The sequence below is a fragment of the Lawsonibacter hominis genome (assembly GCF_014287895.1).
Lineage (GTDB): Bacteria > Bacillota > Clostridia > Oscillospirales > Oscillospiraceae > Lawsonibacter_A > Lawsonibacter_A hominis.
Genome location: NZ_JACOPP010000001.1, coordinates 225,039 through 246,781 on the forward strand (window position 1 = coordinate 225,039; position 21,743 = coordinate 246,781).

Below are 21,743 nucleotides of genomic sequence, written 5' to 3' on the forward strand. Positions count from 1 at the left end.
TTTATCCCTCCTGAATTTCTGTGGTGAGGTAGAAGGTCTGCCCCGCCGCATCCCAGGTCACATCCGCCCCCGCCGCCTCGGCAAAGAATCGGACGGGTACGCAGAAAATACCCTTGTGCAGCTCGGCGGGCACTGCCAGCCAGCTGGTGGTCTTTCCGTTGACGGTGGCCTGGGTGTTGCCCGCGCGCACGGAAATGGTGTCCGTCCCCCGGGTGCATACCGCCGTCCCGGAAGAGCCGTCATAGTCAAAGGTATAGCCCAGAGCCTGGGCCATCTGCCGCAGAGGGGCCATGGTACACCCCTTCACCTGATAGAGGGAGATGGGGAAGGTCACCGGCTTGCCGTCTACCGTGACCCGCAGCTCTTTGAGGAACTTCGCCGCCATCTGGGCGGCGGTAAACACCCGAATCTCCGCCGGGCGGCCCTCCTGGTCGGCCAGCTCTACGGCATAGACATTCTCCCCCCACCGGAGGGAGGCCTGCAAGCCCTCATAGGGAGCGGTAAACAGGGGGACAAACTGGCTGCTGCCCGCCGGGGCCGCCTCTACCTGGGTTCCGGTTACACGGAGGGTATAGGGAGCCCCCTCCGGAGCCGCCGGGATGGAAGTCAGAGTAGTGGCCGTCCAGTGCGTCCGGTCTGCGGAGGAGTAGACCGTCCCGCCAGCCTGGACGTAATAGGTGCCGTATTGGAAGCCCACGCCGGTGACGTTGACGCCGAAATCACAGGAGCCCGTGAGCTGAAAGTCCCCGTCCGCGAAGCACACCCTGGTGTTCCAGGCGCTGGTCCAGTCCCCCCGGGCGCCGTGGGGACCGTAGGGCTCCTCCACCGTGCGGCAGGAGATGTACTCCGTCCCCGTCCATAGGAAGGTGTAATCCGCCAGCACCTTCTCCCGCTCCGGCTGGAACGCGGTGCCCTCCAAGCTCCGCCAGGTCAGGCCGTCCTCCGAGGCGTACACCCCCGCCGGTTCCCCGCTGACCACCACAAAGCTCTTGCCGTTGTAGGGCAGCAGCTCGCCCGCCGGCATCCCCTCCGCCGTTTTCCAGGTGAGGCCGTCGGTCGTGTACAGATTCTCCACGCCGTCGGTGCCGAACCGGGCCTGCCCCAACAGGAGCTTCCCATTGCCCGCCACCCGCAGCAGCTCGGGCTGGAAGGCCCCCGGCTGGGCAGCGGCCAGGCGCTGCTCCAACTCCGCCGCCGGATAGGTGTGGGACGCGCCGGTCTCGTAGCCATACCGGCTGTAGACCTCCACCCGGATGCCCCGGGGCGCCGGATAGGCCTGCACGTCCGCCATGTCGTAGCTGGCCAGGAAGGAGGTGAAGTCCGCCGTCAGCTCCACGGCCCGCCCCTGTCCGTCGGTCACCCAGAGCTCCCGTCCACCCCTGAGGAGGAACTGAAGGCCGTTCAGCTCTGCCCGGCCCCGCCGGAGCGCCGGCAGGACCGCCTGCTCCTCCGGCGTGAGGGCCGTCCAGTGCGCCCCGTCGGCGGAGCGCCAGGTGGGCTGTGCGCTCTGGAAGGGGCAGGCCAGGAACTGCGTCCCGTCATACCAGCCGCCGCCCAGGCCGCTCTCCACCGCCCCCGCCGCCGTCCAGTGCTCGCCGTCGCCGGTGTAGACAAACTCATACCGGTCGTCCCGGTACACCGCGCCGTCTGCCGTCTGCCGGTACACTCCGTAGGTGGTACGGACCCCCACCGTCCGCGCGCCGCTGCTGCCCAGGATGCGGATGTAGGTGTCCCCGGCCTGGGGCTCTGTCGCCAGGGCGGGGGTAACCAGGGTGAGGGCCAGCGTCAGGGCCGGCAGGATGGACAGGAACCGCTTCATAGGAACCTCCTTTTTCTCCGGGGCGGGCAGCGCCCGCCTTACGCTTCCTTCTTCCGGAACGCAAAAAAGCGCTGTCCGAAGTAGTTCAAAACGGTGTACAGAGCCATGCCCCCCAGTTTGGTCAGCCGTTCCTGCCAGATGGGCGCAATACCGCTGTATCCCAGCACCCAGCCCGCGATGGGCTGCGCCAGGGCGTAAGCCAGCACATAGCACACGGCCACGTTAACGGCAAATTTGATTGCCGAGCGTCCCAAGGTCTCCTGACTGCGGAAGGTAAAATGCCGGTTGAGAAAGAAGCTCATGACCGCTCCGGCCACATAGGCGATGGCGGTGGAGGGCCAGTAGCCCAGCCCCTCCAGCAAAAACATAAGCGCCATGGACAGCAGCGTGTTGCCCACGCCCACCAGAAGGAATTTGGGGATGCTCCCGTCGATCAGCTTACCCATCGTCTTCCTCCAGCACCGTACGGATCAGGAACCGGGGCCGCTGCTTGGTCTCCAGATAGATCTTGCCGATATATTCTCCAATGACCCCCAGGGAGAGCAGGATCAGCCCGCCGATGGCCCACACGGAGCAGATGACGCTGGCCCAGCCCGCCACCGTCATGCCCAGGGCCCATTTGACGATGAACGTGGCCAGCATGACGATGGAGACCAGGAAAATCAAAAAGCCCAGCAGCGTGATATAGCGGATGGGCTTGGTGGACAGGCTGGTGATGCCCTCCATGGCGAAGGAGAGCATCTTTTTCAGCGGGTACTTGCTCTCTCCCGCAAAGCGCTCCCCCCGCTCGTATTCCACCACGGCCGAGGGATAGCCCACCATCGGCACGATGCCCCGCAGGAACAGATTGACTTCCCGGAACTGACTCAGCCCTTCCAGCGCCCGGCGGGACATCAGGCGGTAGTCGGCGTGGTTGAACACCGTCTCCGCCCCCATAAGGCTCATCAGCCGGTAAAAGCCCTCGGCGGTAAAGCGTTTGAAGAAGGTATCCTTGGCCCGGCTGGAGCGCACGCCGTAGACGATGTCGCAGCCTTCCTGGAACTTGTCCACCATGGCGTCCACCGCGTCCACGTCGTCCTGCAGGTCCGCATCCATGGAGATGGCCATATCGCAGCGGTCTTTGGCCGTCATCAGCCCGGCCAGCAAGGCGTTCTGGTGGCCGCGGTTGCGGGTCAGGTCCACCCCGGAAAACAGGGGGCACTCCTCATGCAGGGCACGGATGATCTCCCAGGTCCTGTCCTTTGAGCCGTCGTTGACGAACAGCACCCGGCTTTGGGGGGAAATCTTCCCCATGGCTGCAAGCGTTTCCAGTTTTTCCCGCAGCCGCCGGGAGGTCTCCGGCAGGACCGCTTCCTCGTTGTAGCACGGAACCACGATATAGAGAATCTCATTCATCTTTTCGTTCCTCACCAAATAAAGAAATTTCCAATACAGTGCAAATCCGCATCAAAACATCCAGAGACGGTTTCTTGCGCCCACTTTCGATTTCCGCAATGAAAGGCTGGGACACCTGCACCAATCCCGCAAGCTTTCCCTGGCTGATCCCTTTCTCCTTTCGTTTTTCCCGAATGAGGGTTTTGTAATCCATCCTCATCACTCCCTGCGCTTATTATAGCTTACAGCAATAGCCTTTTCACCTATAGCTTTCAGCTATCAACAGTTCTGCGTCACAGCGCTGCAAGCCCTGCCGGCAGCCGCGCCTGCGCCTCTCCCCGGGAGGCTCCGCTCCCCACAACAACCAAGAGCAGGGGGCTTTTGCCCCCTGCTCTTCGGACACACGCAACCCTTTTCTGCCGTCTTCGTCCGCTATTCTTCCAGCTTCCGCCGCAGGCTCTCCATGGCGCGGCGCTCGATGCGGGAGACCTGCACCTGGGAGACCCCCAGCACCCGGGCCGCCTTCTCCTGGGTCAGGTTTCGGAAGTACCGCAGCAGGATCACCTGCCGCTCCCGCTCCGGCAGGGCGTTGACGGCCCCCCGCAGGGCCACCTTCTCCACGATTCCTTCTTCCATACCGTCGGTCCCCAGCACGCTCTCCAGCGTAAAGCCGTCTCCCGTCTCCATCTGGAGCGAGGCCACCGGCAGATTGGCCTCCTCTGCGGCAGCGATCTCCTCCGGCTCCAGTCCGGTCTCTTCGGACAGCTCGCTCAGGGTCGGCTCCCGGCCCAGCCGGGCGGAGAGCCGGTCCCGGGCGGTGCGGATGCTGCCTGCCCGTTCCTTCAGGCCCCGGCTGACCTTCACCGCCCCGTCATCCCGCAGGAAGCGGCGGATCTCCCCGGCGATCTTGGGCACGGCATACGTGGAGAACTGGCATCCGAAGGCCGGGTCAAAGCCCCGCACCGCTTTTAAAAAGCCCAGGCAGCCCAGTTGGTACAGGTCCTCCGGATCGGCGCCGCGGCCATAATAGCGGCGCACGATGCTCCAGATGAGCCCGGCATTCTCCTCGATCAGCCTGGCGCAGGCCTCGTTGTCCCCGTTTCTCGCCTCCCGGAGCAGATCGGGGGTATCCGCCACGCTCACACTCGGCCCCCCAGACGGCGGGAGATACGGCGGCGCATGGTCACGGTGGTCCCCCGTTCGGGCACAGAACGGACTTTCAGGGTATCCATAAAGCTCTCCATGATGGTGAATCCCATGCCGGAGCGCTCCTCGCTTCCGGTGGTAAAAAGCGGCGTGCGGGCCTGCTCCACATCCGCGATCCCCACGCCCCAATCCTTTACCACGATCTCCAAACTGTTGTCCTCGAACAGGCGCAGCTTCATACTGATCCTGCCCAGGGTATCCGGGTAGGCGTGGACGATACAGTTGGTCACCGCCTCGCTCACCGCTGTCTTGATGTCGTTGACCTCGTCCAGAGTGGGGTCCAGCTGGGCGGCAAAGCAGGCCGCCGTGGTCCGGGCAAAGCCCTCGTTGGACGAGCGGCTGAGAAAGGTGACCGCTGCCTCATTGATCGCTTTCATATGTACAAAAACCTCCCATGGGGGCCGCTCCCGGCGGCCCCGACCGTAATTGCAAAAATCGGTATTCCCAAGCGCCCGGGCAGCCCGGCCCTAAAAGCGGATGAGCTTGTCCAACCCCGCCGCCCGCAGGACACGGGCCGCCTGGGGGGGGACGTTGTGCACGCGTACCTCGCCCCCCAGCGCGCCCAGACGGCGGTAAGCCCGCAGCAGTACGGCAATGCCCGAGCTGTCCATAAAGGTCACGCCCCCCAAGTCCAGCTCCAGCACCCGGGGCAGGGACGTTTCGATATTCCGTTCCAGCTCTCCCATGATCTCCCGGGCGCCGTGGTGATCCACCTCGCCGGACACCTGCGCGGTAAGCACCCGGTCCTCCCCGGTGCATTTCACTGCCATGGCTTGTCCCTCCTGATACAAAAAATCGCAGTATACCAAAATTTGGTATACTGCGATTATAGCGCCTGAACCCCGCTGAATTTGTCGATTTTTTTACCGGACGAGAGAAAAGCTGGTAAAAATCCACTTATCCCCCACCTTTTCATAGGGGAAGTCATAGGTCTCGCTGCCCACCACGGCAAAGCCCTGTTCCGGATCCAGCACCTCCACCGTCACCTGCACAGTGCAGCGGTCGGGATTGCCGTCCCGAAGGACCTGGGCGGTCTCTCCGCCCTTGGTGATGTCGGCGCCCCGCGCGCCCTCCTGGACGTAGAGCGCGCCGTTCAGATCCACATATTGGGTGCCCCCGGCGGGCAGCAGGGATTCCACCAGTTCGTCCGAGAACCGGTTTTTCAGATAGCCCCGCAGGTCGGCCAGGGTCGCCAGGCCGGGATAATCCACCCGGCTGTACAGGATCTCGCCCACCGCCACCTGATCTGCAGGATCGGCGGGCAGCGTGGCCATCTGGAACCAGCCGAACACCTCCACCGCCTGACGGTACGCAGCCAGCACCGTTTCATCATCCGGCACGGCCGTACCCCCCTGCTCCGGTGTGGGCGTGGGCAGCACCTGCGTCTCCTCCGGCATGGGGACCGGGTCCACCAGCACCGGCTCCGACGGCTCCGGCGGCGGCGTGGGCTCCGGCGTAGGCTCCGGCGCAGCGGACGGCGCGGGTGTGAGCGCAACGGTGGGCCGGACGCTGGCAAGCGGCGTGGGCGTGGCTTCGGTTTCCGGCGTAGGTACGTTCTCTACTCCGGGGCCGCAGCCCTGCGTGTATCCCGCCAGCAGGAACAGCACCGCCACCAGAGGAATCAACCGTTTCATGGGCTTACGCCCCCTTTCTTCCTCACAATTCATTTGCCCTATTTTACCCCTTCCCTGTCCATTTCACAACTACAGCTGAATGACAAGGAGTGACAAAATAGGCGCAAAAACGCCGCCGTCCGGCTTGGGAGGCGGCGTTGCCCTGTTTTTCTGCATTTTCTGCTGGATTTTTTCTCACTTTTGCCCAATATCATAGCGCGCGCAGAAGCGCTCCACATCATCGAAGTCCCGCAGGCGCTCCTTCAGCGTCTCATGGCTCCAGTCCCACCAGCGGATACGCTCCATGGCCGCGATCACCTCCGGCGCATACCGCCAGCCAATGTGCCTTGCAGGTACGCCGCCCACGATCTCATAAGGGGCCACATCGTGGGTGACCACTGCGCCCGCGCCCACCACCGCGCCGTCCCCCAGCGTCACGCCGCCCATCACCACGGCGTTATGACCGATCCAGACATCGTTGCCGGTGGTCACATGGGACGTCTCCCGCCGCCACCGGATCAGGCCCTCGTCGTCCGGTCCAAACCCGTAGTGGGAACAGCGATAGGTAAAATGATGCGCGGCCGCCCGGGTCTTGGCCGGGTGCTGCACGGGGCTGATACGCACGCCGGTGGCGATGGAGTTAAACTTGCCCAGCGTGGTGTAGATCACGTCGTTCGAGCCGAAACAGTAGGTGTAATCCCCCACCGCGGTCTCCTCCAGCACACAGCGGTCCCCGATCTCCACATACCGGCCCAGGGTACAGTTCTGGATGCGGGAGGTGGGGTGAACCAGCGGCGTTTGGGCCGAGAGATCCTGGCTGAAATCCAACATTACAGACTGCTCCAGTCGATAACATCCTTGTTCTTCACGAAATACTCGATGCCGGAGTACACGGTGGCAGCCAGGATGACCACCGTGCACACCCGGTCCAGCGCAGGCCGCGAGAAGGCCAGCATCAGGCAGATACACACCATGGTGGAAGCGGTCTTCACCTTGCCCGACCAGGCCGCGGCAATGACCCGGCCCCGCTCCGCGGCGATCAGGCGCAGGGCGGTAACGGCAAATTCCCGGACGATGACGATCAAAAGCGCCCAGGCGCTCAGACGGCCCATCTCAACAAAGCACAGCAGCGCGGCCATGACCAGCACCTTGTCGGCCAGCGGGTCCATAAACTTACCGAAGTCGGTGACCTGATCGTAATGCCGGGCGATATAGCCGTCCACAAAATCGGTGATGCAGGCCAGGAGGAAGACGATCAGGGCGAACAGCATATGGAAGGGGAAGCGGAGATAGACCGCCACCAAAAACAGTGGGATCATCAGCACCCGCAGCATCGTCAGCTTATTGGCGGTATTCATTCCATCACTCCTCGATCTCTCCGGTCAGGTCCCCGTCGGAGACGCCGGTGATGCGGACAGGGACAAAGCTGCCCGCGGCCACCAGACCGCCGGCGGTAAAGAAGACCTTGCCGTCCACGTCGGGCGAATCGGCATAGCAGCGCCCGGCGTAGCAGCCCATCTCCGGATCGAAGCCCTCGCACAGCACCTCCAGCGTCTCGCCCAGGCGGCGTTCGTTCCACGCATCCATCACCCGGGATTGCAGATCCACCAGCAGCTCCACCCGGCGCTCGGCCACGGCCGGGTCTACCTGGCCCTCCATGGCGGCGGCGGGCGTGCCCTCCTCGGGCGAGAACTGGAAAATGCCCGCCCGCTCGATGCCGGCGGTGCGCAGGAAGGCGCACAGCTCCTCAAATTCCGCCTCTCCCTCGCCGGGCAGGCCGCAGATCAGGGAGGTACGCAGCACCAGTCCGGGCAGGCGCGCGCGCAGCCGCGCCAGCAGCGCCAGGATCTCCGCCTTGGTGGAGCGGCGGTTCATGGCCTTGAGGATCCCGTCGTTGATGTGCTGAAGGGGGATGTCGATATACTTTACGATTTTCCGTTCCGAGGCGATCACGTCGATGAGGCTCTCATCCACCTCGTCCGGGTAAAGGTAGTGCAGCCGTACCCAGTGAAAGTCGAGCCTGCACAGTTCCCGCAGCAGCTGCCCCAGCATCCGCTTGCCGTAGATGTCGGTACCGTAGCGGGTGATATCCTGGGCAATGACGATAAGCTCCTTCACGCCGCTTTCGGCCAGCGTCCGGGCCTCGGCGAGCAGGGACTCCATGGTGCGGCTGCGGTAGCGGCCCCGGAGGGAGGGGATAACGCAGTAGGCGCAGCGGTTGTCGCAGCCCTCGGCGATCTTCAGATACGCGGTGTAGGGCGGGGTGGACACCAGCCGCGCCCCGTCCTCCTGCGTATGGTCAATGTCCCCGAAGCGGAAAGGCCGGCCCCCGGCCATGACCTCCTCCAGCGCGGAGACGATCTCGGTATAGCTGCCGGTGCCCAGCACGCCGTCCACCTCGGGCAGCTCCTCCACCAGCTCCTTCTGGTAGCGCTGGGACAGGCAGCCGGTGACCAGCAGCTTCTTCAGCTTCCCCTCGTCCTTGAGGGCGGCCAGCTCCAAAATATTCTGGATGGCCTCGCTCTTGGCCGAGTCGATAAAGCCGCAGGTATTGAGCACCGCCACATCGGCCCCCGCCGCCTCTCCGGCCACGGTGTGGCCCGCCTGGCGCACCAGGGCCATCATCTGTTCGGTATTCACCAGGTTCTTGGCGCAGCCAAGCGATACGAATGCAACCTTCAAAACAGGAATTCTCCTTTAATCTTTGGTATCCTTCAAGCCCAGCAGGCAGTCGGCGGAGCCTTGAAAAAAGCGGGCCAGCTCCACCAGCTTTTCAATGGTCGTTGAACGATTTCCGCGTTCAATCGTACGGATCGCCTTGGGGAAAGTCCCACCGCATCGCCCAGCTCTCTCCGGCTCAGGCCGCGGGCCTTCCGCAGTCGGTAGACACGCTCCGAACATGCTGTTCGATCGTCCATGCTTGCTGCCCGTCTTTTACCGAAAAGCAGATTGCAATTTGCTCATAGGCAAAATCAAATATCATTCGAGGTAGTTGCCAGGGCATTACCGCATCATTCGGCGCGTGCGGATTGGCACGAAAATTTGTGCCGCAAAAAGGCGCAAAACCGCAGGAATACTTTGTGTATTGCAAGGTTTCGCAACGCATTTGTGGGGCAAATCGGCCGCCAAGACGTGCGTGGGGAATTGTCCGGTGATGCCCTAGGTCTAAGCGCATTGAAGCGCTTTGTTGCGGCAGATTTGAGGGGCGCGACCGCCCCAACGCTTCCCCGGACTGCGCCAAAACCGTCCGGACGCTGAACGGCCGCCAGGATCAGATCCAAGCGGCGCCCGGCGCATCCTTTCAGGACGAGCTGCTTTCCCTGCGCGCACGGCTTTGCGCCCCGGAAGCGCCCGCCGCGTCCCGCAACGGGGTATGGCTGGGCGGTCGGTTCGTACCGGCGGTCTTGTCCGATCCCTGCGCCGCCGGATCGTCCCCCGGGCCGCTCCGGAGCTTCGTTCCGCGGTCCTATTCCGAAAGCGCCCGATAGCGCTCCAGCCCCTCCTGGATCTCCTCCCAGCGGTAGCCCCGCCGGGCCAGCGCGTCGGCGGCCCGTTTCAGCGCCCTGGGGTCGGATGGGTCCGCGCCCCGGAGCTTTTTTTGCAGCAGGGCGTCGATGGCGCCTTCGGGGGGCTCCTGCGCCGCCAGGGCATCGTCCCAGCAGTCCCGGGGCACCCCCCGGCGGTAGAGCTCGTCCCGGAGCTTGGCGGGACCGCAGCCCCTGGCGGAGTAATGCTCCACCACCCTGCGGGCGTAATCGGCGTCGTCCAGATAGCCCATCTCCTCCAGCCAGTCGGCGGCGGCGGCGGCCTCCTCTGCCGTGGCCGCCGCCGCCTTTTCCCGGTCCCTCGGCCGGGCGGTGAGCTTATCGGTCAGCTCCTTCCGGGACAGGGGGCGGGCGGCGATCAGATCCAGGGCCTTGTCCCGCACCCGGCCCTGCCGCGCCGCAGCGCTCAGGCGCTCCAGCAGCTCCGGGGACAGCTCCATACCGGCATACAGGCCGAAGGCGGCCACCTCCCTCGAACCCAGGCGCAGGATCGCGCCGTCCTCCAGGAAGGCCAGCCAGCGGTCCCAGACGCGCTGAGAGGGCCGGAGCTTAACGATCTTCATCCTCGCCGTCCTCAAAGTCATCGGCGGATACATCCACCGCGCGGCCGGCGGCCTTGGCGGCGGCCTTGGCCTGACCGCTGAGCAGCTTATAGGCGTTTTTGCGGATGTCCGCCTCCACCTGCTCGCAGACCTGGGGATTATCCTTGAGGTACTGCTTGGCGGCGTCCCGTCCCTGCCCGATACGCACCTCGCCCATAGCGAACCAGGAGCCGGACTTCTGGATCAGATCCAACTTGACGGCCAGATCCAGGATCTCACCCACCTTGGAGATGCCCTCGCCGTACATGATGTCGAACTCGGCCTCCTTGAACGGGGGCGCCACCTTGTTTTTGACCACCTTTGCCCGGGTGCGGTTGCCGATGACCTCGCCGCCGTTTTTCAGCGCTTCGATCCGCCGCACCTCGACCCGCACGGAGGCGTAGAACTTCAGCGCCCGACCGCCGGTGGTGACCTCGGGGTTGCCGTACATGACGCCTACCTTTTCCCGGAGCTGGTTGATGAAGATGACCACGCAGTTGGTCTTCGCGATTGAGCCGGCCAGCTTGCGCAACGCCTGGCTCATCAGCCGGGCCAGCAGGCCCACATGGGAGTCGCCCATGTCCCCCTCGATCTCCGCCCTGGGGGTCAGGGCGGCCACGGAGTCCACCACCACCACATCGATGGCGCCGGAGCGGACCAGCGCCTCGCAGATCTCCAGCCCCTGCTCGCCGGTGTCCGGCTGGGAGATGAGCATGGAGTCGATATCCACGCCCAGCGCCCTGGCATAGCTGGGGTCCATCGCGTGCTCGGCGTCGATGTAGGCTACCTCGCCGCCCCGCTTCTGGGCCTCGGCCACCACATGGAGGGCCAGGGTGGTCTTGCCGGAGGATTCGGGGCCGTAGATCTCGATGATGCGCCCCCGGGGTACGCCGCCGATCCCCAGGGCCAGGTCCAGAGACAGGGAGCCGGTGGGGATGGCCTCCACCACGATGCCGGTGTTCTCCCCCATACGCATGACGGTGCCCTTGCCATAGGTCTTCTCCAGCTGGGCGATGCAGGTCTCCAGCGCCCGTTTCTTATCGGACGCCGGGGCTGCCGCCTCCACGCCGGCCTTCTTTTTCTCAGCCATTCTGATGTACTCCTCTCCAATCGCGGGGAAACGCCCCGCGCTATGTATTCAGGGTCCCTTCCACGACGCGCCAGATCCCCTGGGTGTCCCGGTGCGTCTGGATCGCTTCAAACCCGTTTTGTGCCAGAATATACTCCACGTCCGGGGCCTGCCCGATCCCCACTTCGAACAGCAGCCCGCCGCCCAACCGGAGGGCGGTGCCCCATCTGGAGGCGATGGAGCGGTAAAAATCCAGCCCGTCCGCACCGCCGTCCAGAGCGGAATGGGGCTCGTAGTCCCGCACCGACACGTCCAGGCCGGGAATGTCTCCCGAGGGAATGTACGGCGGGTTGCAGACGATCACATCGAAATCCCACAGCACAGGGTCCGGCTTTTCCTTCGCGTCGGCCAGCATGCAGGTGACCCTGGCGTTCAGGTCGTTGCGGCGCACGTTCTGCTTGCAGATCTTCAGCGCCTCCTCGCTCAAATCGGCCAGCACCACCCGGCAGGCGGGCACGTTGGCGGCCACCGCCAGGCCCACGCAGCCGCTGCCTGCGCACAAATCCAGCACCCGCGCGCCCTCCCCCGCGGCCCGGGCGCGCAGGATGGCCCGCTCGGCCAGCAGCTCGGTATCCATGCGGGGGATCAGTACGTTCCGGTCCATATCCAGGCTCAGTCCATAGAACTCCCATTCTCCGATGATATAAGCCACCGGCTCTCCCGCCAGACGGCGCTCCAGTAGCGCGCGCACCCGCTCCTCCACCGGATCGGAGGCATACAGCGCCAGGTCCCGGAAAAACTGCTCCCGGGTCTTGCCGGCGGCATAGCAGACGATCTCCCGCGCCTCCAGCTGGGCCGACTCGATCCCGGCTTCTTTCAGCCGTTTCCGCGCGTCCAGATAGAGGTTGTTGTAGGTGGTCGCCATAAAACCACTTCCTCGATTTCCAATTCTCACACAGCACCGCGCCGCCCGCCCCGAACGGCCCCCGCAGGCGGGGATACGAACGCGAAGCGGCGGCTCCGCGGGGCTTGCGCGCCCAGGGCACGGCGCTTCCCCCGGGCGTGGAACATCACCACTCGTCTTTGCCCTTTTCCTCCGGCAAAACCAGCGTAAAGGCCCGTATCCCCACTTCAATCATGGAATCGTCGGGTTCAAACGTGGTCCAGTTCTGGAGCCACAGCCCCGGCGCGGTCACGATGCGGGTAAAGGCGTTGTCATATTTGCCTACCAGACGGTTGAGCTCGTAAGTAATGCTCACGATGACCGGCAGCAGCAGGATATGCAGCCCCATGCGGGCGAAGGTATTGGTCACGTGGACAAAGGCGAACAGAACGCTGGAGAGGAGAATGCTCACCACGATGACCACAAACAGGAAGCTGGTGCCGCAGCGGGGGTGGTGCCGTGGCTGCTTGCGGACGTTCTCCACCGTCAGCGCCTCGCCCCGCTCATAACAGAAGATGGTCTTGTGCTCGGCGCCGTGGTACTCGAACACCCGGTGGATATCCTTCATACGGGAGCAGAGGACCAGATACCCCATAAAGATGACGATACGCACCACGCCCTCCAGCAGGTTGCGCCCCCACATGGGCAGCGGGAAAAAGTAGGCCACGCCGCCGGCCAGGGCGGTGGGCAGCAGGAAAAACAAGACCACCGAAAACAGGATGCCCAGCACCACTGCGAAGGTGACGACCGCGCCGGCGGCTTTCTCGCTGCCCAGGCGCTTGTCCAGCCAAAGCTCGAATTTAGAGGGCTCCTCCGGCTCCTCGTCCTCGGGAAAGAAGCTGGCGGAATACATCAGCGCCTTGACGCCGTTGGCCAGCGAGGAACAGAAATTGAACACGCCCCGGAGAAAGGGGACGCCCAGAATGGGGTGCTTGTCCTTGATAAGCACCCGCTCCTCCACCTGCTCCACCAGCTCGCCGTCCGGCTTGCGGACCACCACGGCTTTCTTCTCCGGCCCCAGCATCATGATCCCTTCGATCAGGGCCTGCCCGCCGATCATGGTCTTGTACGGCGTAGCGCAGGATTGGTCTTTTTCATTCGTCATGCAGCAGAAATTCTCCTTCTCGCTTTCATCGTTTCCTGTCGTTTTGTATTTTATCAAACCCGCACCCCAATTGCAAGGGGCGCGGGTATTATTATCGAACTTTTGTTCTATCTCACGGTAATTCCGCCGAGAGGCAGGCGGAGCGTGACGATACAGCCGCCCCCCTCCGCGTTGCCGATCTCCAGCGTACCGTTGTGGCGGGAGATGATCTCGTCGCACACTGCAAGGCCGATCCCGCTGCCGCGCGCTTTGGAGGAGCCTTTATAAAATTTGTACTTCACGTGGGGCAGTTCTTCCTCCGGGATACCGGGGCCATAGTCCCGGATGGTGATGACCACTTGATCCCCGTCCCCCCGGATGGCCGTGTCGATGCGTTTTCCGCTGCCGCCGTGCTTGGCCGCGTTGTCCAGCAGATTGCAGAAGACCTGGCGCATGCGTTCCGGATCCCCGGACAGGGGCGGGAACTCCTCCTCGCAGTCGAAGTGATTCAGTTCAATGCCCTCCCGGCGGAAAAACTCCCGGTAGGTATACACCGCGTCCTCCAGCTCCGCCTTGATGTCCATGGGCTCGATGGAAAGGGTAAACCGCCCGTCCTGGATACGGGAGAACTCCAGCAGCTCCTCCACCATGTTGGTCAGCCGCCGGGCCTCGGACACAATGATGCCCATCCCCTTCTTCACATCCTCCGCGTCCCGTACTTCCCCGTTCATGATGGTCTCCGCCCAGCCGTTGATGGCGGTGAGGGGCGTGCGCAGCTCATGGGAAACCGAGGAGATGAATTCATTCTTCAGCTTCTCCGACTGCTTGATCTTCAGGGACATGTCGTTGAGGGCGTCGGTCAGATCACCGATCTCGTCGTCGAACTTCTTCTCGATCTGGATCCCGTAAGACCCGGCGGCGATCCGTTTGGCGGTGTCTGTGATGCCCGCTACCGGATCCACGATGGAGCGGACGAAGTACAGGTTGGAGAAGTACACCATACCCAGGATGGCAAGGCCGATGCCCAGCGCGATGCCCACAATGAGGATGATCTGCCGGTCCACGCTGCGCAGGGAGGTGACATACCGCATGGCCCCCACCACCCGGCCGTTGATGATCAGCGGGCTGGAGGCCGCCATGACGTGCTCTCCGGTGCTGGGGTCCGAACCCGTCCACACCTTGGTGCGGCCCTGGCTGAGGGCCTCCGCGATATCCGGCGTGCCGGGCGAGCGGAACGCGGTCAGGTCGGAGCTGGAAAAGCGGATCTGGCCCCGGGAATCGATGAACTCCACCTCCAGCTGCTCCCCCGCCGCATCGCTGACCACGGAGCGGGCGTACTGGTAATAGGTGCTCTCCGCCTGATAGGCACGAAAGGAATAGATGGCCCCCTCCGCCTTGCTGCGCAGGGCGTTGCTCATGGTCGTGTAGTAATAGCTCCCCATGGCGGCGGAAAACGCCGTCACCGCCAGCAGAACGATGAACAGCACCACACTGATGGAATTGACCATCCACCGCTTGCGGATCCCTTTGATTTTTTTCATAGAGCCTGACTTCACCACCTGGATGGATCTCTTTGGTCCTGCCTTTCACCGGGCCGAAGGGGCCCGGCCATTGGGCCCCCGGCGGACGGATCGAAACCGCCGCTTCAAAAGCCCCGCTGATAGCCGTGCCCCACAGGGGCGTAAGATAGACCGGATTCATGGGGGCGTCTCATCCCCTATTGTACGGGGACCCCTTGTGCTTTCGACCTGCTGGAGCGAAATAAATCCGCTCTGGGCCAAGGGTTTGCCTGCGGCAAGCCCTTGTGCGGCGCAGACGCCGCCCCGCTGCGCGGGGCCCACCCAAGCCGCCCCCGGGCCGCCGGCTCAAAAGCCCCACTTATAGCCGTATCCCCACACGGTCGTAATATAGACCGGGTTCGTGGGGTCGTCTTCGATTTTGATGCGCAGACGGCGGATGTTCACATCCACGATCTTCAATTCCCCGAAGTAATCCCGCCCCCAAACCGAGTCCAGGATCTCCTCCCGGGAAAGGGCCTTCCCGGGGTTGTCCATAAAGAGTTTGATGATCGAGTATTCCACCTGGGTAAGCTTGACCCGCTGACCGCTTTTCTCCAACGTGCGGTTGCGGGTATTGAGCAGGAAGGGCGGCTGGCTGATCTCCCCGGTGTCCGCCGCCTCCTCCCCGCCGGTACGGCGGTAAAGGGCGTCGATACGGGCGGTAAGCTCCGCCGGGGAGAAGGGCTTGGTCACGTAGTCGTCCGCCCCGGTCATCAGGCCGGTGACCTTATCCATTTCCTGCGTGCGTGCGGTGAGCATGATGATGCCGATCTTGTTGTCCCCCGCCCGGATGCGGCGGCAGACCTCAAACCCGTCCATGTCGGGCAGCATAATGTCCAAAAGCGCCACCTTGATATCCGGGTTGCGCTTGAGCTGGGCCAGGGCCTCCTCGCCGCTCTCGGCTTCAATGGCCTCGTATCCGGCCCGTTTCAGATTGATGACCACAAAGCTGCGGATGTTCGCCTCGTCCTCCAGCACCAGCACCTTTTTCATGTCGTTCCCTCCTCTATGTTGTGACCGACCAATCGCTGACGATCAGGGCGAAGTTTTCCTGTACGCCCGTCTCGTCCAGGCCGCAGTCCCAATCGCAGTCTACAAACCGCGCGGCATACAGCGTCTCGCTGTCGTCCTCCGCCCCGGTATGCAGGCGGAAGCGGCCCGTCATATTGGCACGCATATAGCGGTTGTCGCCGGTGAGCTGATAGATGACCAAAAACGGCGCGGGATCCACCGCTGCCCCGCCTTCCCAGTAGGAGAAGACCACCGCCCGCTCCCCGCTGCTGGCCAGATCGCTGCGGGAAATGGTGATCTTGTTCTCCCACTCGTCCGGCAGGATGAAATACCAGCCGTCCCGCACGTTGTGATAAGTGGTAAACACCGGCCAGGCGGTTCCGTTCACGTCGAATTGCCGCCAGCGGATGGCCCAGAAATTCACCGCCGCGCTGGTGCTGTTGGGGTCGGGCAGCGCATAGGGGGCGGTCAGCTCCATCACCCCGTCCCCGTTGATATCGGTTCCTGAGACTTGGGTATACAGGCGGATGGTGTTCTCGCTCTCCCCTTCCCGGTTCAAGGTAATGTTCTCGATCCGTCCGCTGCGCCAGGCAAAAATATCTGTGATCAGGCCGTTCTCACCCTTATAATAAGATGGGATGAACAGCGCCGGGACCCTGTCCCGCAGATAGCCCGTCTTGATCCCGCCGTCCGCCAGACCGGTCACATTGCGGGACAGGGGTGCGGAGGACTCCAGCTCCAGGACCCCCTCCTGAAAATTATACAGCTCCGCCCGGTTGTCCTCGTCATTGACCCCGGTCTGGAGGACGATCAGTTCCCTTTGGCTGTCCCCATCCAGGTCGAACAGGCAGAAGTCCGTATAGTCGGTGCGCACCAGCTCCACCACCTCGTAGCGGTCGATGGAATAAATCCCCAGCGCATGGGTCTTCTCATACATCTGCCAGCTGACCACGATCTCCTTGGAAGGGCTGTCGTCCAGGTCCACATAGCTGACCGAGTTGATGGCGGTACCCGTCCCTTCGATGATGGCGGCCACCTCGTAATCCTCTTCGGTCTGACGGTAGATGTAGATCTTCAGGGGCCGCTCGTCCGTACTTACCCGGAAAAACGCGATGGCCTCCATATTTCCATCCCCGTCCAGGTCCTGGAGCTGTACCTTTTGCGTCAGCTCTCCGCTCAGAGGCGCGGCATATTCACCGCCCTGGTTGAGCACCTCGTTGATCTTATCATCCAGCTTCAAATAATCGTCAGGCGCGCGGGGCGGCGCGTAGAGCTCGTCCACCGACTGGGAAAAGCACCCGGTCAGCAGCAGGAGCAGTCCCGTTGTCAGACACAGCCTGAGTCCGTGTTTCTTCATATCCGTTTTCCTCCAAAGGGGGTCTGTTGCGGTCTTTGGATATCATATCATATTTTTTTCTGAAATGGTACCCTCAGTTGATACGGATAGCCATGCCGGCACGGCCGCGGCGCACGCGCCGCGCGCTCCCCGCCGGAAAACCGTATCTGACGCCGCCCATTGAGCGCACAGTGCTCTTCTGCTTGTTCCATGTGAGAAAACTCTTGTCAAGCGCCGCTGTCTCGTGTATAATAATTTCCGAACCTCGTACCATGCCGGTGTGATGGAATGGTAGACGTGACGGACTCAAAATCCGTTGGTAGCAATACCGTGTGGGTTCAAGTCCCACCACCGGCACCAAATCCCGAAGCTTTTAGAAATCAGGGCTTCGGGATTTTTCTTTGATTTATCAATGGTTTGCAAGCTCTTGAATGAATACGAAATAATAAATCCAGATACATGATAACATGAAGAAAACTTAAGAATTACATACGAAATTACAGATGAGATTGCACACGGATTTGCACACGGACGCCGCACCCAAAAACATCCCCCGGACACCAGCACAGGGCGTCCGGGGGTGGGTGAGGTATAGTTGGACGCTTCTATGCACCAAAAAACTGAAGCACGCTATAGGTAGACGCCCATATGTAGTGCCACAGCTTTGGCGGATGCTTTTTGTAGTACTTGAAAAGTTAACATTTGGCATGTATAATTCAAGTACATAAAGAAAGAAGGGGGCATATATTATGGTGCAGCCTCAATATTCAAATGCTTTTACTGTTACACATAATCCTCAACTCGGCGAAATAGTTATTAACTTTGCTCAAGAATATCCTGTATTGCGGGACCAAGCGCAGACCAACGCTATTCCATCTGGAAAAATCCAAACAGACACAGAACGTAAAGACGTATGCGGCATTGTGATTTCGGAGGGGACGGCCAAACAACTTTTTGAGATTTTAAAAAATATATTCTCTTCGACGAATGCAGAATAACAGGCATGAGCGATATTTTAAAAGTAAAGGACCCACGTGGAGTTTCGGTATATTGTTCTGAAAATCAGTGGGAGCGACACATAATTAACGAATTAACCGGGCATCCTATAATGAAAGATAACGTTGAGGCAATTATAGATACTATTCGGAGTCCTGATAATATCTATGAGAGCCACGATAGCGACCCGCCGTTAGATTATCGGGAAATATATAGCAAGGAAACCAAATGCGCTACATATTATGGCTACGCCCCTCACACAAAAGTTGTCCTTTCCGTTGTTGGCGGAGGCGGTGAGGTCGTGACGGCATATCCATCCAAGAATCCGATAGCTGGCACGAAGGGGGAGGCGATATACATTGCAAACAATGAAAATTGACTACGACCAGCGCTTTGACACATTGTATGTCGCAATTGGAGACAAAACAAACTCCTATGGCGATGACAGCTCAAGCGGAATAATTTTAATGAGAGATATGCGCACAGAGGCTATCACAGGTTTTACGATTCTTAGTTTTTTAAAAAAGTACCGTTCTCACTCATTGCCAAAATTACCGGAATCGTTCGATGTCTCACTTGAAAGAGACATATTGCCAAACATCCTGCAATAGACAAATCCCCCGCCACCCAAGAGCCGATGCTCCGGGCGGCGGGGGCAAGTTTTATCGTTCCATATCCTTCTCGATCAGGTCTACAATATAGGCGTTCAGGCTCATGCCCTTCTGCTGGGCGTGAGCCTTTATTTTGTCCCTAGAACCCTTCTGGAGCCGCAGAAGAACCTTATCATAGTTTTCCTTCTCGTACTTTCCGACTGCTTTCTGTTGGGCCTTGCTAACCGCCATGCCATCATCTCCTTTTGTAGGTATTATATCACAGCCTTGCTCCGCTAGCGATATACAATTTGTACAACGATAGCGATATATCTTTGTGTACTCTGTTAATTGAAATATCGCTAGCGATATACTATAATAAGACCATGGAGGAGGTCAAGAGGCCAAATCCAAATCAGCCTGGCAGGAGGCGAACCGAATGGAGCAAGACGAGATGACCCAGACAGAACTCAAGTCCTACTTAGAGACCCTAGCGAAACTCGTAGAGGCCACCGCAAAAGACCCGCAGGACGCGGCCCGCATCATCCGGGAGGCAATCCCCGAGTAAAAAGATAGACCACCCGCAGCCCTCGAAAGCACAGGTGGTCTAAGCAACCAAACGGAGGCGGTTAGAGCCTGCCATCTGACCGCCTCCAGTATAACAAACCGGCAGGGCAAAAGCAAGTGGAAGAAACGCTGACAGGCCGACAGGCCGGAAAGGACGAACAAGAGAAGTTATGGAATGCGGTTATATCAGTCATGGAGAAATGGCAGGAAAATGGTGGGAGATCTCCCAGCAGGAGGCCGGGGCGCTCTATCGGTTGGAGATCGGCAACGAGTTTTACGCGAGTGCTGACAGCATTCGGGACTTGCTGGATGAGGTTGATGCCCTGGACGGACTGGCAAGGGGATAAACAAGTCCCGCCCCGGAGGTGACGAGGGGCGAATCAGCTGTGACAAACAAAAAAGCCCGGAAGGCTGGATCACTCCATGCCTCCCGGGCTTGTCTTGTAGTCATATCCCGCCCTTGAGCACCCAGGCGACGATGAAGCTCACCACGCCTGTGATGATGGCCCCCACAATGCTGTCCCAGCGCTTCCCAGGCCGCTCTGTCAGGCTCTTCACGTCGGTCTTGATCTCAGTGACATCCTCTTTGATGTGCTCCTGCTCGTTGGCCAGCGCTGATACAGAGGACACCAGCTTGTCAAGGTTGTCCTGCCGCTCCTCCACTTTGTCGAGCCGGTGCGTATTGCTTTTGCTGCGCTGGTCGATCTCGGTCACCTTGACAGCGATGTCCTCCATACGTCAGCCCTCCTTGCGGGTGAAGAAATAGGTGATGATCGCGCCGTAGCTGGTACAGAACAGCCCCAGCGCCTCCGCAGGCGGTTCATACGGCCCGAACAGCAGCAGGGCCATGCAGACGGTCAGCCCGACGGTAACGAGGCTCTTGACCTCGAACAGCTTCAGAATACGATCTACGATCTTTTCTTTCATTTGCCCTCCATCGCCTTGGCCAGCTTGACCAGCAGCTCATCGCCCCATCGGTAGCTCCACAGGTACTCGATGGTGGTATCGCTCAGACCGGCCTTGGCTTTCAATGTGCTCTTGGCTTCTTCTGTAGTCATTGCGGTCTCCTTTTCCTTGTACAGCGGCATGGTCGGCGGATACTGACCGGCCAGGATCATGCTGCTGGTGTATTTCCCGCCGCCGCTCCATTGTAGATGAGGGCGGTCGGGAAAGGACTTCCACCGCCCGCCCCATTCGAAGCCGACCCGCTCCCCAAGCTCCCCGGCCCGCTGGAAAAACACCGGGTCGGAGTATTCCTGCCCCTTGACGTTCTTACAGAAATCGAAGGCCAGCCCCACGCCCTGGGCGTGGAAGGTAGGCACACGCCCCTTGCTGGTCCCGTTCCGGTAGCAGTATTCCTGGTACGCCCGGTCCCGGACCGTGCCGGTGATGCAGACCGCAAGGCCTGCATCCCGGCACAGCTGCATCCAGACCCGGCAATTGGCCGCTACGTCCGCGCGCAGGTCGTCGATGTCCCGGCTGTTAAGCATATCAGTCTATGACCTTCCAATCATTGGCCAGCATATCCGCCTGACTGGCCAGCCACCCCATCTGCACACCGGAGGTGCCGCAGAAGGCCACGGCCTGATTCCCAATGGCCTCGTGCTCAGCGTTGACCACGGTCCCATCCGGGCTCTCGTAGCTAATGGCCGATGCCAACTCAATGTGCTGGTTCTTGCCGTTCCATCCGGCTCTGGCTACCTTTTTCCCCTTCTTCATGGCCTCAATGGCCAGCCCAAAGGTCATGGCATCGGTCGGTCGGTATGCCTCCTCAAACACGTCCTTGGGAGACCAACTCTCGTACCCGTCCGGGTAGCGGACCTTGTAGCCATCCTCCATGTGCATGCTCCTCGGGTACTGGCCGCTCTTCGGGTACACCATTCCATCGCATCGGTAGGCAGGCTCGGCCTGAATGATCTTCGTTCCAATGTAAGTATCCATCTCAGTTCTCCTCCTTGCCGGGCTTGTCCCCGCTGATGGGGCCGGGGTCGCTCGCGCCCTCCATCAGCTTGACCATGGCGTCGTAGTCCTCAGCTGCCCAGAGGGCGCACAGGGCCTTGTAGTTACCCCGCATGGTGCGCAGCCACGCGTTGAGGCCGTCGTTGACCGCCTTGCGCCCGGCCTCGTCCATGGCGGCATACGCCTTGCCGATGCGGGGCCAGTCCACCTGATGGGCAATGGGCAGCTCGGCCACAGGATTGACCTCGCGGCCCTCGCGGATGTTCTGCATGCACATGTCCATTGCTACGCCAAGGTCGCGGTTGTTGGCTTCGCCGATGCCGAAGATCACAGGGGTCAGGGTGTTCCAGTTGATGGTGTTCATAAGTATGTGCTCCTTTCGCATTTTGTGTGATGCAGGGCTTGCGCCCCTCCCTGCCCTACCAGCGTAGCAGAGGGGGGCGCCGATTGCGACAGGGGATCGATCCCGGCGCATGGCCGCGGTCGTCCGA

Annotated in this window: 29 protein-coding genes and 1 tRNA gene; 6 read left to right on the plus strand and 24 right to left on the minus strand. The window is 61.2% G+C overall.

The window, feature by feature from the left end:
- Position 1 precedes the first annotated feature (1 nt).
- The 18 genes from H8S57_RS17190 to H8S57_RS01185 form a co-directional block, all read right to left on the minus strand.
- Positions 2-1,819: a stalk domain-containing protein gene (locus tag H8S57_RS17190; protein ID WP_243204633.1), complete on the minus strand. Its 1,818-nt coding sequence runs from the start codon at positions 1,817-1,819 to the stop codon at positions 2-4.
- 38 nt (positions 1,820-1,857) lie between these two features.
- Positions 1,858-2,265: a GtrA family protein gene (locus H8S57_RS01105; RefSeq protein WP_186906223.1), complete on the minus strand. Its 408-nt coding sequence runs from the start codon at positions 2,263-2,265 to the stop codon at positions 1,858-1,860.
- Positions 2,258-3,214 (minus strand): glycosyltransferase family 2 protein, encoded by a 957-nt coding sequence (locus tag H8S57_RS01110; RefSeq protein WP_186906224.1) that lies wholly within the window; start codon positions 3,212-3,214, stop codon positions 2,258-2,260. The genes H8S57_RS01105 and H8S57_RS01110 overlap by 8 nt, the downstream gene beginning before the upstream one ends.
- Positions 3,207-3,407, minus strand: coding sequence for a helix-turn-helix domain-containing protein (locus H8S57_RS01115; protein ID WP_186906225.1), 201 nt, complete (start codon positions 3,405-3,407; stop codon positions 3,207-3,209). The genes H8S57_RS01110 and H8S57_RS01115 overlap by 8 nt, the downstream gene beginning before the upstream one ends.
- Positions 3,408-3,625: 218 nt before the next feature.
- Complete coding sequence (locus tag H8S57_RS01120; protein ID WP_186906226.1) at positions 3,626-4,336, minus strand: sigma-70 family RNA polymerase sigma factor; 711 nt, start codon at positions 4,334-4,336, stop codon at positions 3,626-3,628.
- Complete coding sequence (gene spoIIAB / locus H8S57_RS01125) at positions 4,333-4,776, minus strand: anti-sigma F factor (RefSeq protein ID WP_186906227.1); 444 nt, start codon at positions 4,774-4,776, stop codon at positions 4,333-4,335. The genes H8S57_RS01120 and spoIIAB overlap by 4 nt, the downstream gene beginning before the upstream one ends.
- Before the next feature lie 90 nt (positions 4,777-4,866).
- Positions 4,867-5,169 carry an STAS domain-containing protein gene (locus H8S57_RS01130; protein ID WP_186906228.1) on the minus strand — a complete coding sequence of 101 codons (303 nt, stop codon included), beginning with the start codon at positions 5,167-5,169 and terminating at the stop codon, positions 4,867-4,869.
- A 93-nt stretch (positions 5,170-5,262) separates the two neighbouring features.
- Positions 5,263-6,033, minus strand: a complete 771-nt coding sequence (locus H8S57_RS01135; RefSeq protein ID WP_186906229.1) for a hypothetical protein — start codon at positions 6,031-6,033, stop codon at positions 5,263-5,265.
- 174 nt (positions 6,034-6,207) lie between these two features.
- Positions 6,208-6,843 carry a DapH/DapD/GlmU-related protein gene (locus tag H8S57_RS01140; protein ID WP_186906230.1) on the minus strand — a complete coding sequence of 212 codons (636 nt, stop codon included), beginning with the start codon at positions 6,841-6,843 and terminating at the stop codon, positions 6,208-6,210.
- Complete coding sequence (pgsA, locus tag H8S57_RS01145; RefSeq protein ID WP_186906231.1) at positions 6,843-7,370, minus strand: CDP-diacylglycerol--glycerol-3-phosphate 3-phosphatidyltransferase; 528 nt, start codon at positions 7,368-7,370, stop codon at positions 6,843-6,845. The genes H8S57_RS01140 and pgsA overlap by 1 nt, the downstream gene beginning before the upstream one ends.
- Positions 7,371-7,374: 4 nt before the next feature.
- Positions 7,375-8,694 (minus strand): 30S ribosomal protein S12 methylthiotransferase RimO, encoded by a 1,320-nt coding sequence (gene rimO / locus H8S57_RS01150; protein ID WP_186906232.1) that lies wholly within the window; start codon positions 8,692-8,694, stop codon positions 7,375-7,377.
- A gap of 784 nt (positions 8,695-9,478) precedes the next feature.
- Positions 9,479-10,120: a regulatory protein RecX gene (locus H8S57_RS01155; protein ID WP_186906233.1), complete on the minus strand. Its 642-nt coding sequence runs from the start codon at positions 10,118-10,120 to the stop codon at positions 9,479-9,481.
- Positions 10,107-11,228 carry a recombinase RecA gene (recA, locus tag H8S57_RS01160; RefSeq protein ID WP_186906234.1) on the minus strand — a complete coding sequence of 374 codons (1,122 nt, stop codon included), beginning with the start codon at positions 11,226-11,228 and terminating at the stop codon, positions 10,107-10,109. Before recA ends, H8S57_RS01155 begins: the two co-directional genes overlap by 14 nt.
- A gap of 40 nt (positions 11,229-11,268) precedes the next feature.
- Positions 11,269-12,132 (minus strand): peptide chain release factor N(5)-glutamine methyltransferase, encoded by an 864-nt coding sequence (gene prmC, locus H8S57_RS01165; protein ID WP_186906235.1) that lies wholly within the window; start codon positions 12,130-12,132, stop codon positions 11,269-11,271.
- Between the two features lie 145 nt (positions 12,133-12,277).
- Positions 12,278-13,255, minus strand: coding sequence for a DUF1385 domain-containing protein (locus H8S57_RS01170; RefSeq protein ID WP_186906236.1), 978 nt, complete (start codon positions 13,253-13,255; stop codon positions 12,278-12,280).
- A 107-nt stretch (positions 13,256-13,362) separates the two neighbouring features.
- On the minus strand, positions 13,363-14,775 hold the full coding sequence (locus H8S57_RS01175; RefSeq protein ID WP_186906237.1) for a sensor histidine kinase: 1,413 nt from the start codon (positions 14,773-14,775) through the stop codon (positions 13,363-13,365).
- Between the two features lie 324 nt (positions 14,776-15,099).
- Positions 15,100-15,786, minus strand: coding sequence for a response regulator transcription factor (locus H8S57_RS01180; RefSeq protein WP_186906238.1), 687 nt, complete (start codon positions 15,784-15,786; stop codon positions 15,100-15,102).
- Positions 15,787-15,799: 13 nt separating this feature from the next.
- Positions 15,800-17,161, minus strand: a complete 1,362-nt coding sequence (locus H8S57_RS01185) for a hypothetical protein (protein WP_186906239.1) — start codon at positions 17,159-17,161, stop codon at positions 15,800-15,802.
- Positions 17,162-17,414: 253 nt separating this feature from the next.
- On the opposite strand from H8S57_RS01185, the gene H8S57_RS01190 reads away from it, so the two are divergent.
- The 4 genes from H8S57_RS01190 to H8S57_RS01205 all read left to right on the plus strand — a co-directional run bounded on the left by H8S57_RS01190 (position 17,415) and on the right by H8S57_RS01205 (position 18,747).
- Positions 17,415-17,500 (plus strand) — tRNA-Leu (locus tag H8S57_RS01190).
- Between the two features lie 389 nt (positions 17,501-17,889).
- Positions 17,890-18,138, plus strand: a complete 249-nt coding sequence (locus H8S57_RS01195; RefSeq protein ID WP_186906240.1) for a hypothetical protein — start codon at positions 17,890-17,892, stop codon at positions 18,136-18,138.
- A gap of 5 nt (positions 18,139-18,143) precedes the next feature.
- Positions 18,144-18,515, plus strand: coding sequence for a hypothetical protein (locus H8S57_RS01200; protein WP_186906241.1), 372 nt, complete (start codon positions 18,144-18,146; stop codon positions 18,513-18,515).
- Positions 18,505-18,747, plus strand: coding sequence for a DUF2283 domain-containing protein (locus H8S57_RS01205; protein ID WP_186906242.1), 243 nt, complete (start codon positions 18,505-18,507; stop codon positions 18,745-18,747). Before H8S57_RS01200 ends, H8S57_RS01205 begins: the two co-directional genes overlap by 11 nt.
- 51 nt (positions 18,748-18,798) lie before the next feature.
- On the opposite strand, the gene H8S57_RS01210 is transcribed toward H8S57_RS01205, so the two are convergent.
- Entirely contained in the window at positions 18,799-18,978 is a 180-nt protein-coding gene (locus H8S57_RS01210) for a hypothetical protein (RefSeq protein ID WP_186906243.1), read from the minus strand.
- Positions 18,979-19,165: 187 nt separating this feature from the next.
- Between H8S57_RS01210 and H8S57_RS17635 the strand changes: the two genes are divergently transcribed.
- On the plus strand, positions 19,166-19,294 hold the full coding sequence (locus H8S57_RS17635) for a hypothetical protein (protein ID WP_256413526.1): 129 nt from the start codon (positions 19,166-19,168) through the stop codon (positions 19,292-19,294).
- A 199-nt stretch (positions 19,295-19,493) separates the two neighbouring features.
- Positions 19,494-19,640 carry a hypothetical protein gene (locus H8S57_RS01215; protein WP_207723643.1) on the plus strand — a complete coding sequence of 49 codons (147 nt, stop codon included), beginning with the start codon at positions 19,494-19,496 and terminating at the stop codon, positions 19,638-19,640.
- A 100-nt stretch (positions 19,641-19,740) separates the two neighbouring features.
- Here the strand turns inward: H8S57_RS01215 and H8S57_RS01220 are convergent, their stop codons facing one another.
- From H8S57_RS01220 to H8S57_RS01240, 5 genes are read right to left on the minus strand one after another with little or no spacing between them, the layout of a single operon-like run.
- Entirely contained in the window at positions 19,741-20,028 is a 288-nt protein-coding gene (locus H8S57_RS01220) for a hypothetical protein (RefSeq protein WP_186906245.1), read from the minus strand.
- Between the two features lie 3 nt (positions 20,029-20,031).
- The gene (locus H8S57_RS01225) at positions 20,032-20,220 is read right to left on the minus strand and encodes a hypothetical protein (RefSeq protein ID WP_186906246.1); all 189 of its coding nucleotides are present in this window, start codon (positions 20,218-20,220) and stop codon (positions 20,032-20,034) included.
- Positions 20,217-20,783, minus strand: coding sequence for a M15 family metallopeptidase (locus H8S57_RS01230; RefSeq protein WP_186906247.1), 567 nt, complete (start codon positions 20,781-20,783; stop codon positions 20,217-20,219). Before H8S57_RS01230 ends, H8S57_RS01225 begins: the two co-directional genes overlap by 4 nt.
- Before the next feature lies 1 nt (position 20,784).
- Positions 20,785-21,234, minus strand: coding sequence for a DUF2829 domain-containing protein (locus H8S57_RS01235; RefSeq protein WP_186906248.1), 450 nt, complete (start codon positions 21,232-21,234; stop codon positions 20,785-20,787).
- Between the two features lies 1 nt (position 21,235).
- On the minus strand, positions 21,236-21,616 hold the full coding sequence (locus tag H8S57_RS01240) for a hypothetical protein (protein WP_186906249.1): 381 nt from the start codon (positions 21,614-21,616) through the stop codon (positions 21,236-21,238).
- Positions 21,617-21,743 lie beyond the last annotated feature (127 nt).

Coding starts and splice junctions, on each gene's coding strand:
- H8S57_RS01170 (WP_186906236.1), bottom strand. CDS start 13,255: ATGACGAATGAAAAAGACCAATCCTGCGCTACGCCGTACAAGACCATG.
- H8S57_RS01210 (WP_186906243.1), bottom strand. CDS start 18,978: ATGGCGGTTAGCAAGGCCCAACAGAAAGCAGTCGGAAAGTACGAGAAG.
- H8S57_RS01180 (WP_186906238.1), bottom strand. CDS start 15,786: ATGAAAAAGGTGCTGGTGCTGGAGGACGAGGCGAACATCCGCAGCTTT.
- H8S57_RS01225 (WP_186906246.1), bottom strand. CDS start 20,220: ATGAAAGAAAAGATCGTAGATCGTATTCTGAAGCTGTTCGAGGTCAAG.
- H8S57_RS01205 (WP_186906242.1), top strand. CDS start 18,505: ATGAAAATTGACTACGACCAGCGCTTTGACACATTGTATGTCGCAATT.
- H8S57_RS01140 (WP_186906230.1), bottom strand. CDS start 6,843: ATGTTGGATTTCAGCCAGGATCTCTCGGCCCAAACGCCGCTGGTTCAC.
- pgsA (WP_186906231.1), bottom strand. CDS start 7,370: ATGAATACCGCCAATAAGCTGACGATGCTGCGGGTGCTGATGATCCCA.
- H8S57_RS01115 (WP_186906225.1), bottom strand. CDS start 3,407: ATGGATTACAAAACCCTCATTCGGGAAAAACGAAAGGAGAAAGGGATC.
- recA (WP_186906234.1), bottom strand. CDS start 11,228: ATGGCTGAGAAAAAGAAGGCCGGCGTGGAGGCGGCAGCCCCGGCGTCC.
- H8S57_RS01130 (WP_186906228.1), bottom strand. CDS start 5,169: ATGGCAGTGAAATGCACCGGGGAGGACCGGGTGCTTACCGCGCAGGTG.
- H8S57_RS01215 (WP_207723643.1), top strand. CDS start 19,494: ATGGCAGGAAAATGGTGGGAGATCTCCCAGCAGGAGGCCGGGGCGCTC.
- H8S57_RS01110 (WP_186906224.1), bottom strand. CDS start 3,214: ATGAATGAGATTCTCTATATCGTGGTTCCGTGCTACAACGAGGAAGCG.
- H8S57_RS17190 (WP_243204633.1), bottom strand. CDS start 1,819: ATGAAGCGGTTCCTGTCCATCCTGCCGGCCCTGACGCTGGCCCTCACC.
- H8S57_RS01105 (WP_186906223.1), bottom strand. CDS start 2,265: ATGGGTAAGCTGATCGACGGGAGCATCCCCAAATTCCTTCTGGTGGGC.
- H8S57_RS17635 (WP_256413526.1), top strand. CDS start 19,166: ATGGAGCAAGACGAGATGACCCAGACAGAACTCAAGTCCTACTTAGAG.
- H8S57_RS01195 (WP_186906240.1), top strand. CDS start 17,890: ATGGTGCAGCCTCAATATTCAAATGCTTTTACTGTTACACATAATCCT.
- H8S57_RS01175 (WP_186906237.1), bottom strand. CDS start 14,775: ATGAAAAAAATCAAAGGGATCCGCAAGCGGTGGATGGTCAATTCCATC.
- prmC (WP_186906235.1), bottom strand. CDS start 12,132: ATGGCGACCACCTACAACAACCTCTATCTGGACGCGCGGAAACGGCTG.
- H8S57_RS01230 (WP_186906247.1), bottom strand. CDS start 20,783: ATGCTTAACAGCCGGGACATCGACGACCTGCGCGCGGACGTAGCGGCC.
- H8S57_RS01155 (WP_186906233.1), bottom strand. CDS start 10,120: ATGAAGATCGTTAAGCTCCGGCCCTCTCAGCGCGTCTGGGACCGCTGG.
- spoIIAB (WP_186906227.1), bottom strand. CDS start 4,776: ATGAAAGCGATCAATGAGGCAGCGGTCACCTTTCTCAGCCGCTCGTCC.
- H8S57_RS01200 (WP_186906241.1), top strand. CDS start 18,144: ATGAGCGATATTTTAAAAGTAAAGGACCCACGTGGAGTTTCGGTATAT.
- H8S57_RS01235 (WP_186906248.1), bottom strand. CDS start 21,234: ATGGATACTTACATTGGAACGAAGATCATTCAGGCCGAGCCTGCCTAC.
- H8S57_RS01220 (WP_186906245.1), bottom strand. CDS start 20,028: ATGGAGGACATCGCTGTCAAGGTGACCGAGATCGACCAGCGCAGCAAA.
- H8S57_RS01240 (WP_186906249.1), bottom strand. CDS start 21,616: ATGAACACCATCAACTGGAACACCCTGACCCCTGTGATCTTCGGCATC.
- H8S57_RS01185 (WP_186906239.1), bottom strand. CDS start 17,161: ATGAAGAAACACGGACTCAGGCTGTGTCTGACAACGGGACTGCTCCTG.
- H8S57_RS01135 (WP_186906229.1), bottom strand. CDS start 6,033: ATGAAACGGTTGATTCCTCTGGTGGCGGTGCTGTTCCTGCTGGCGGGA.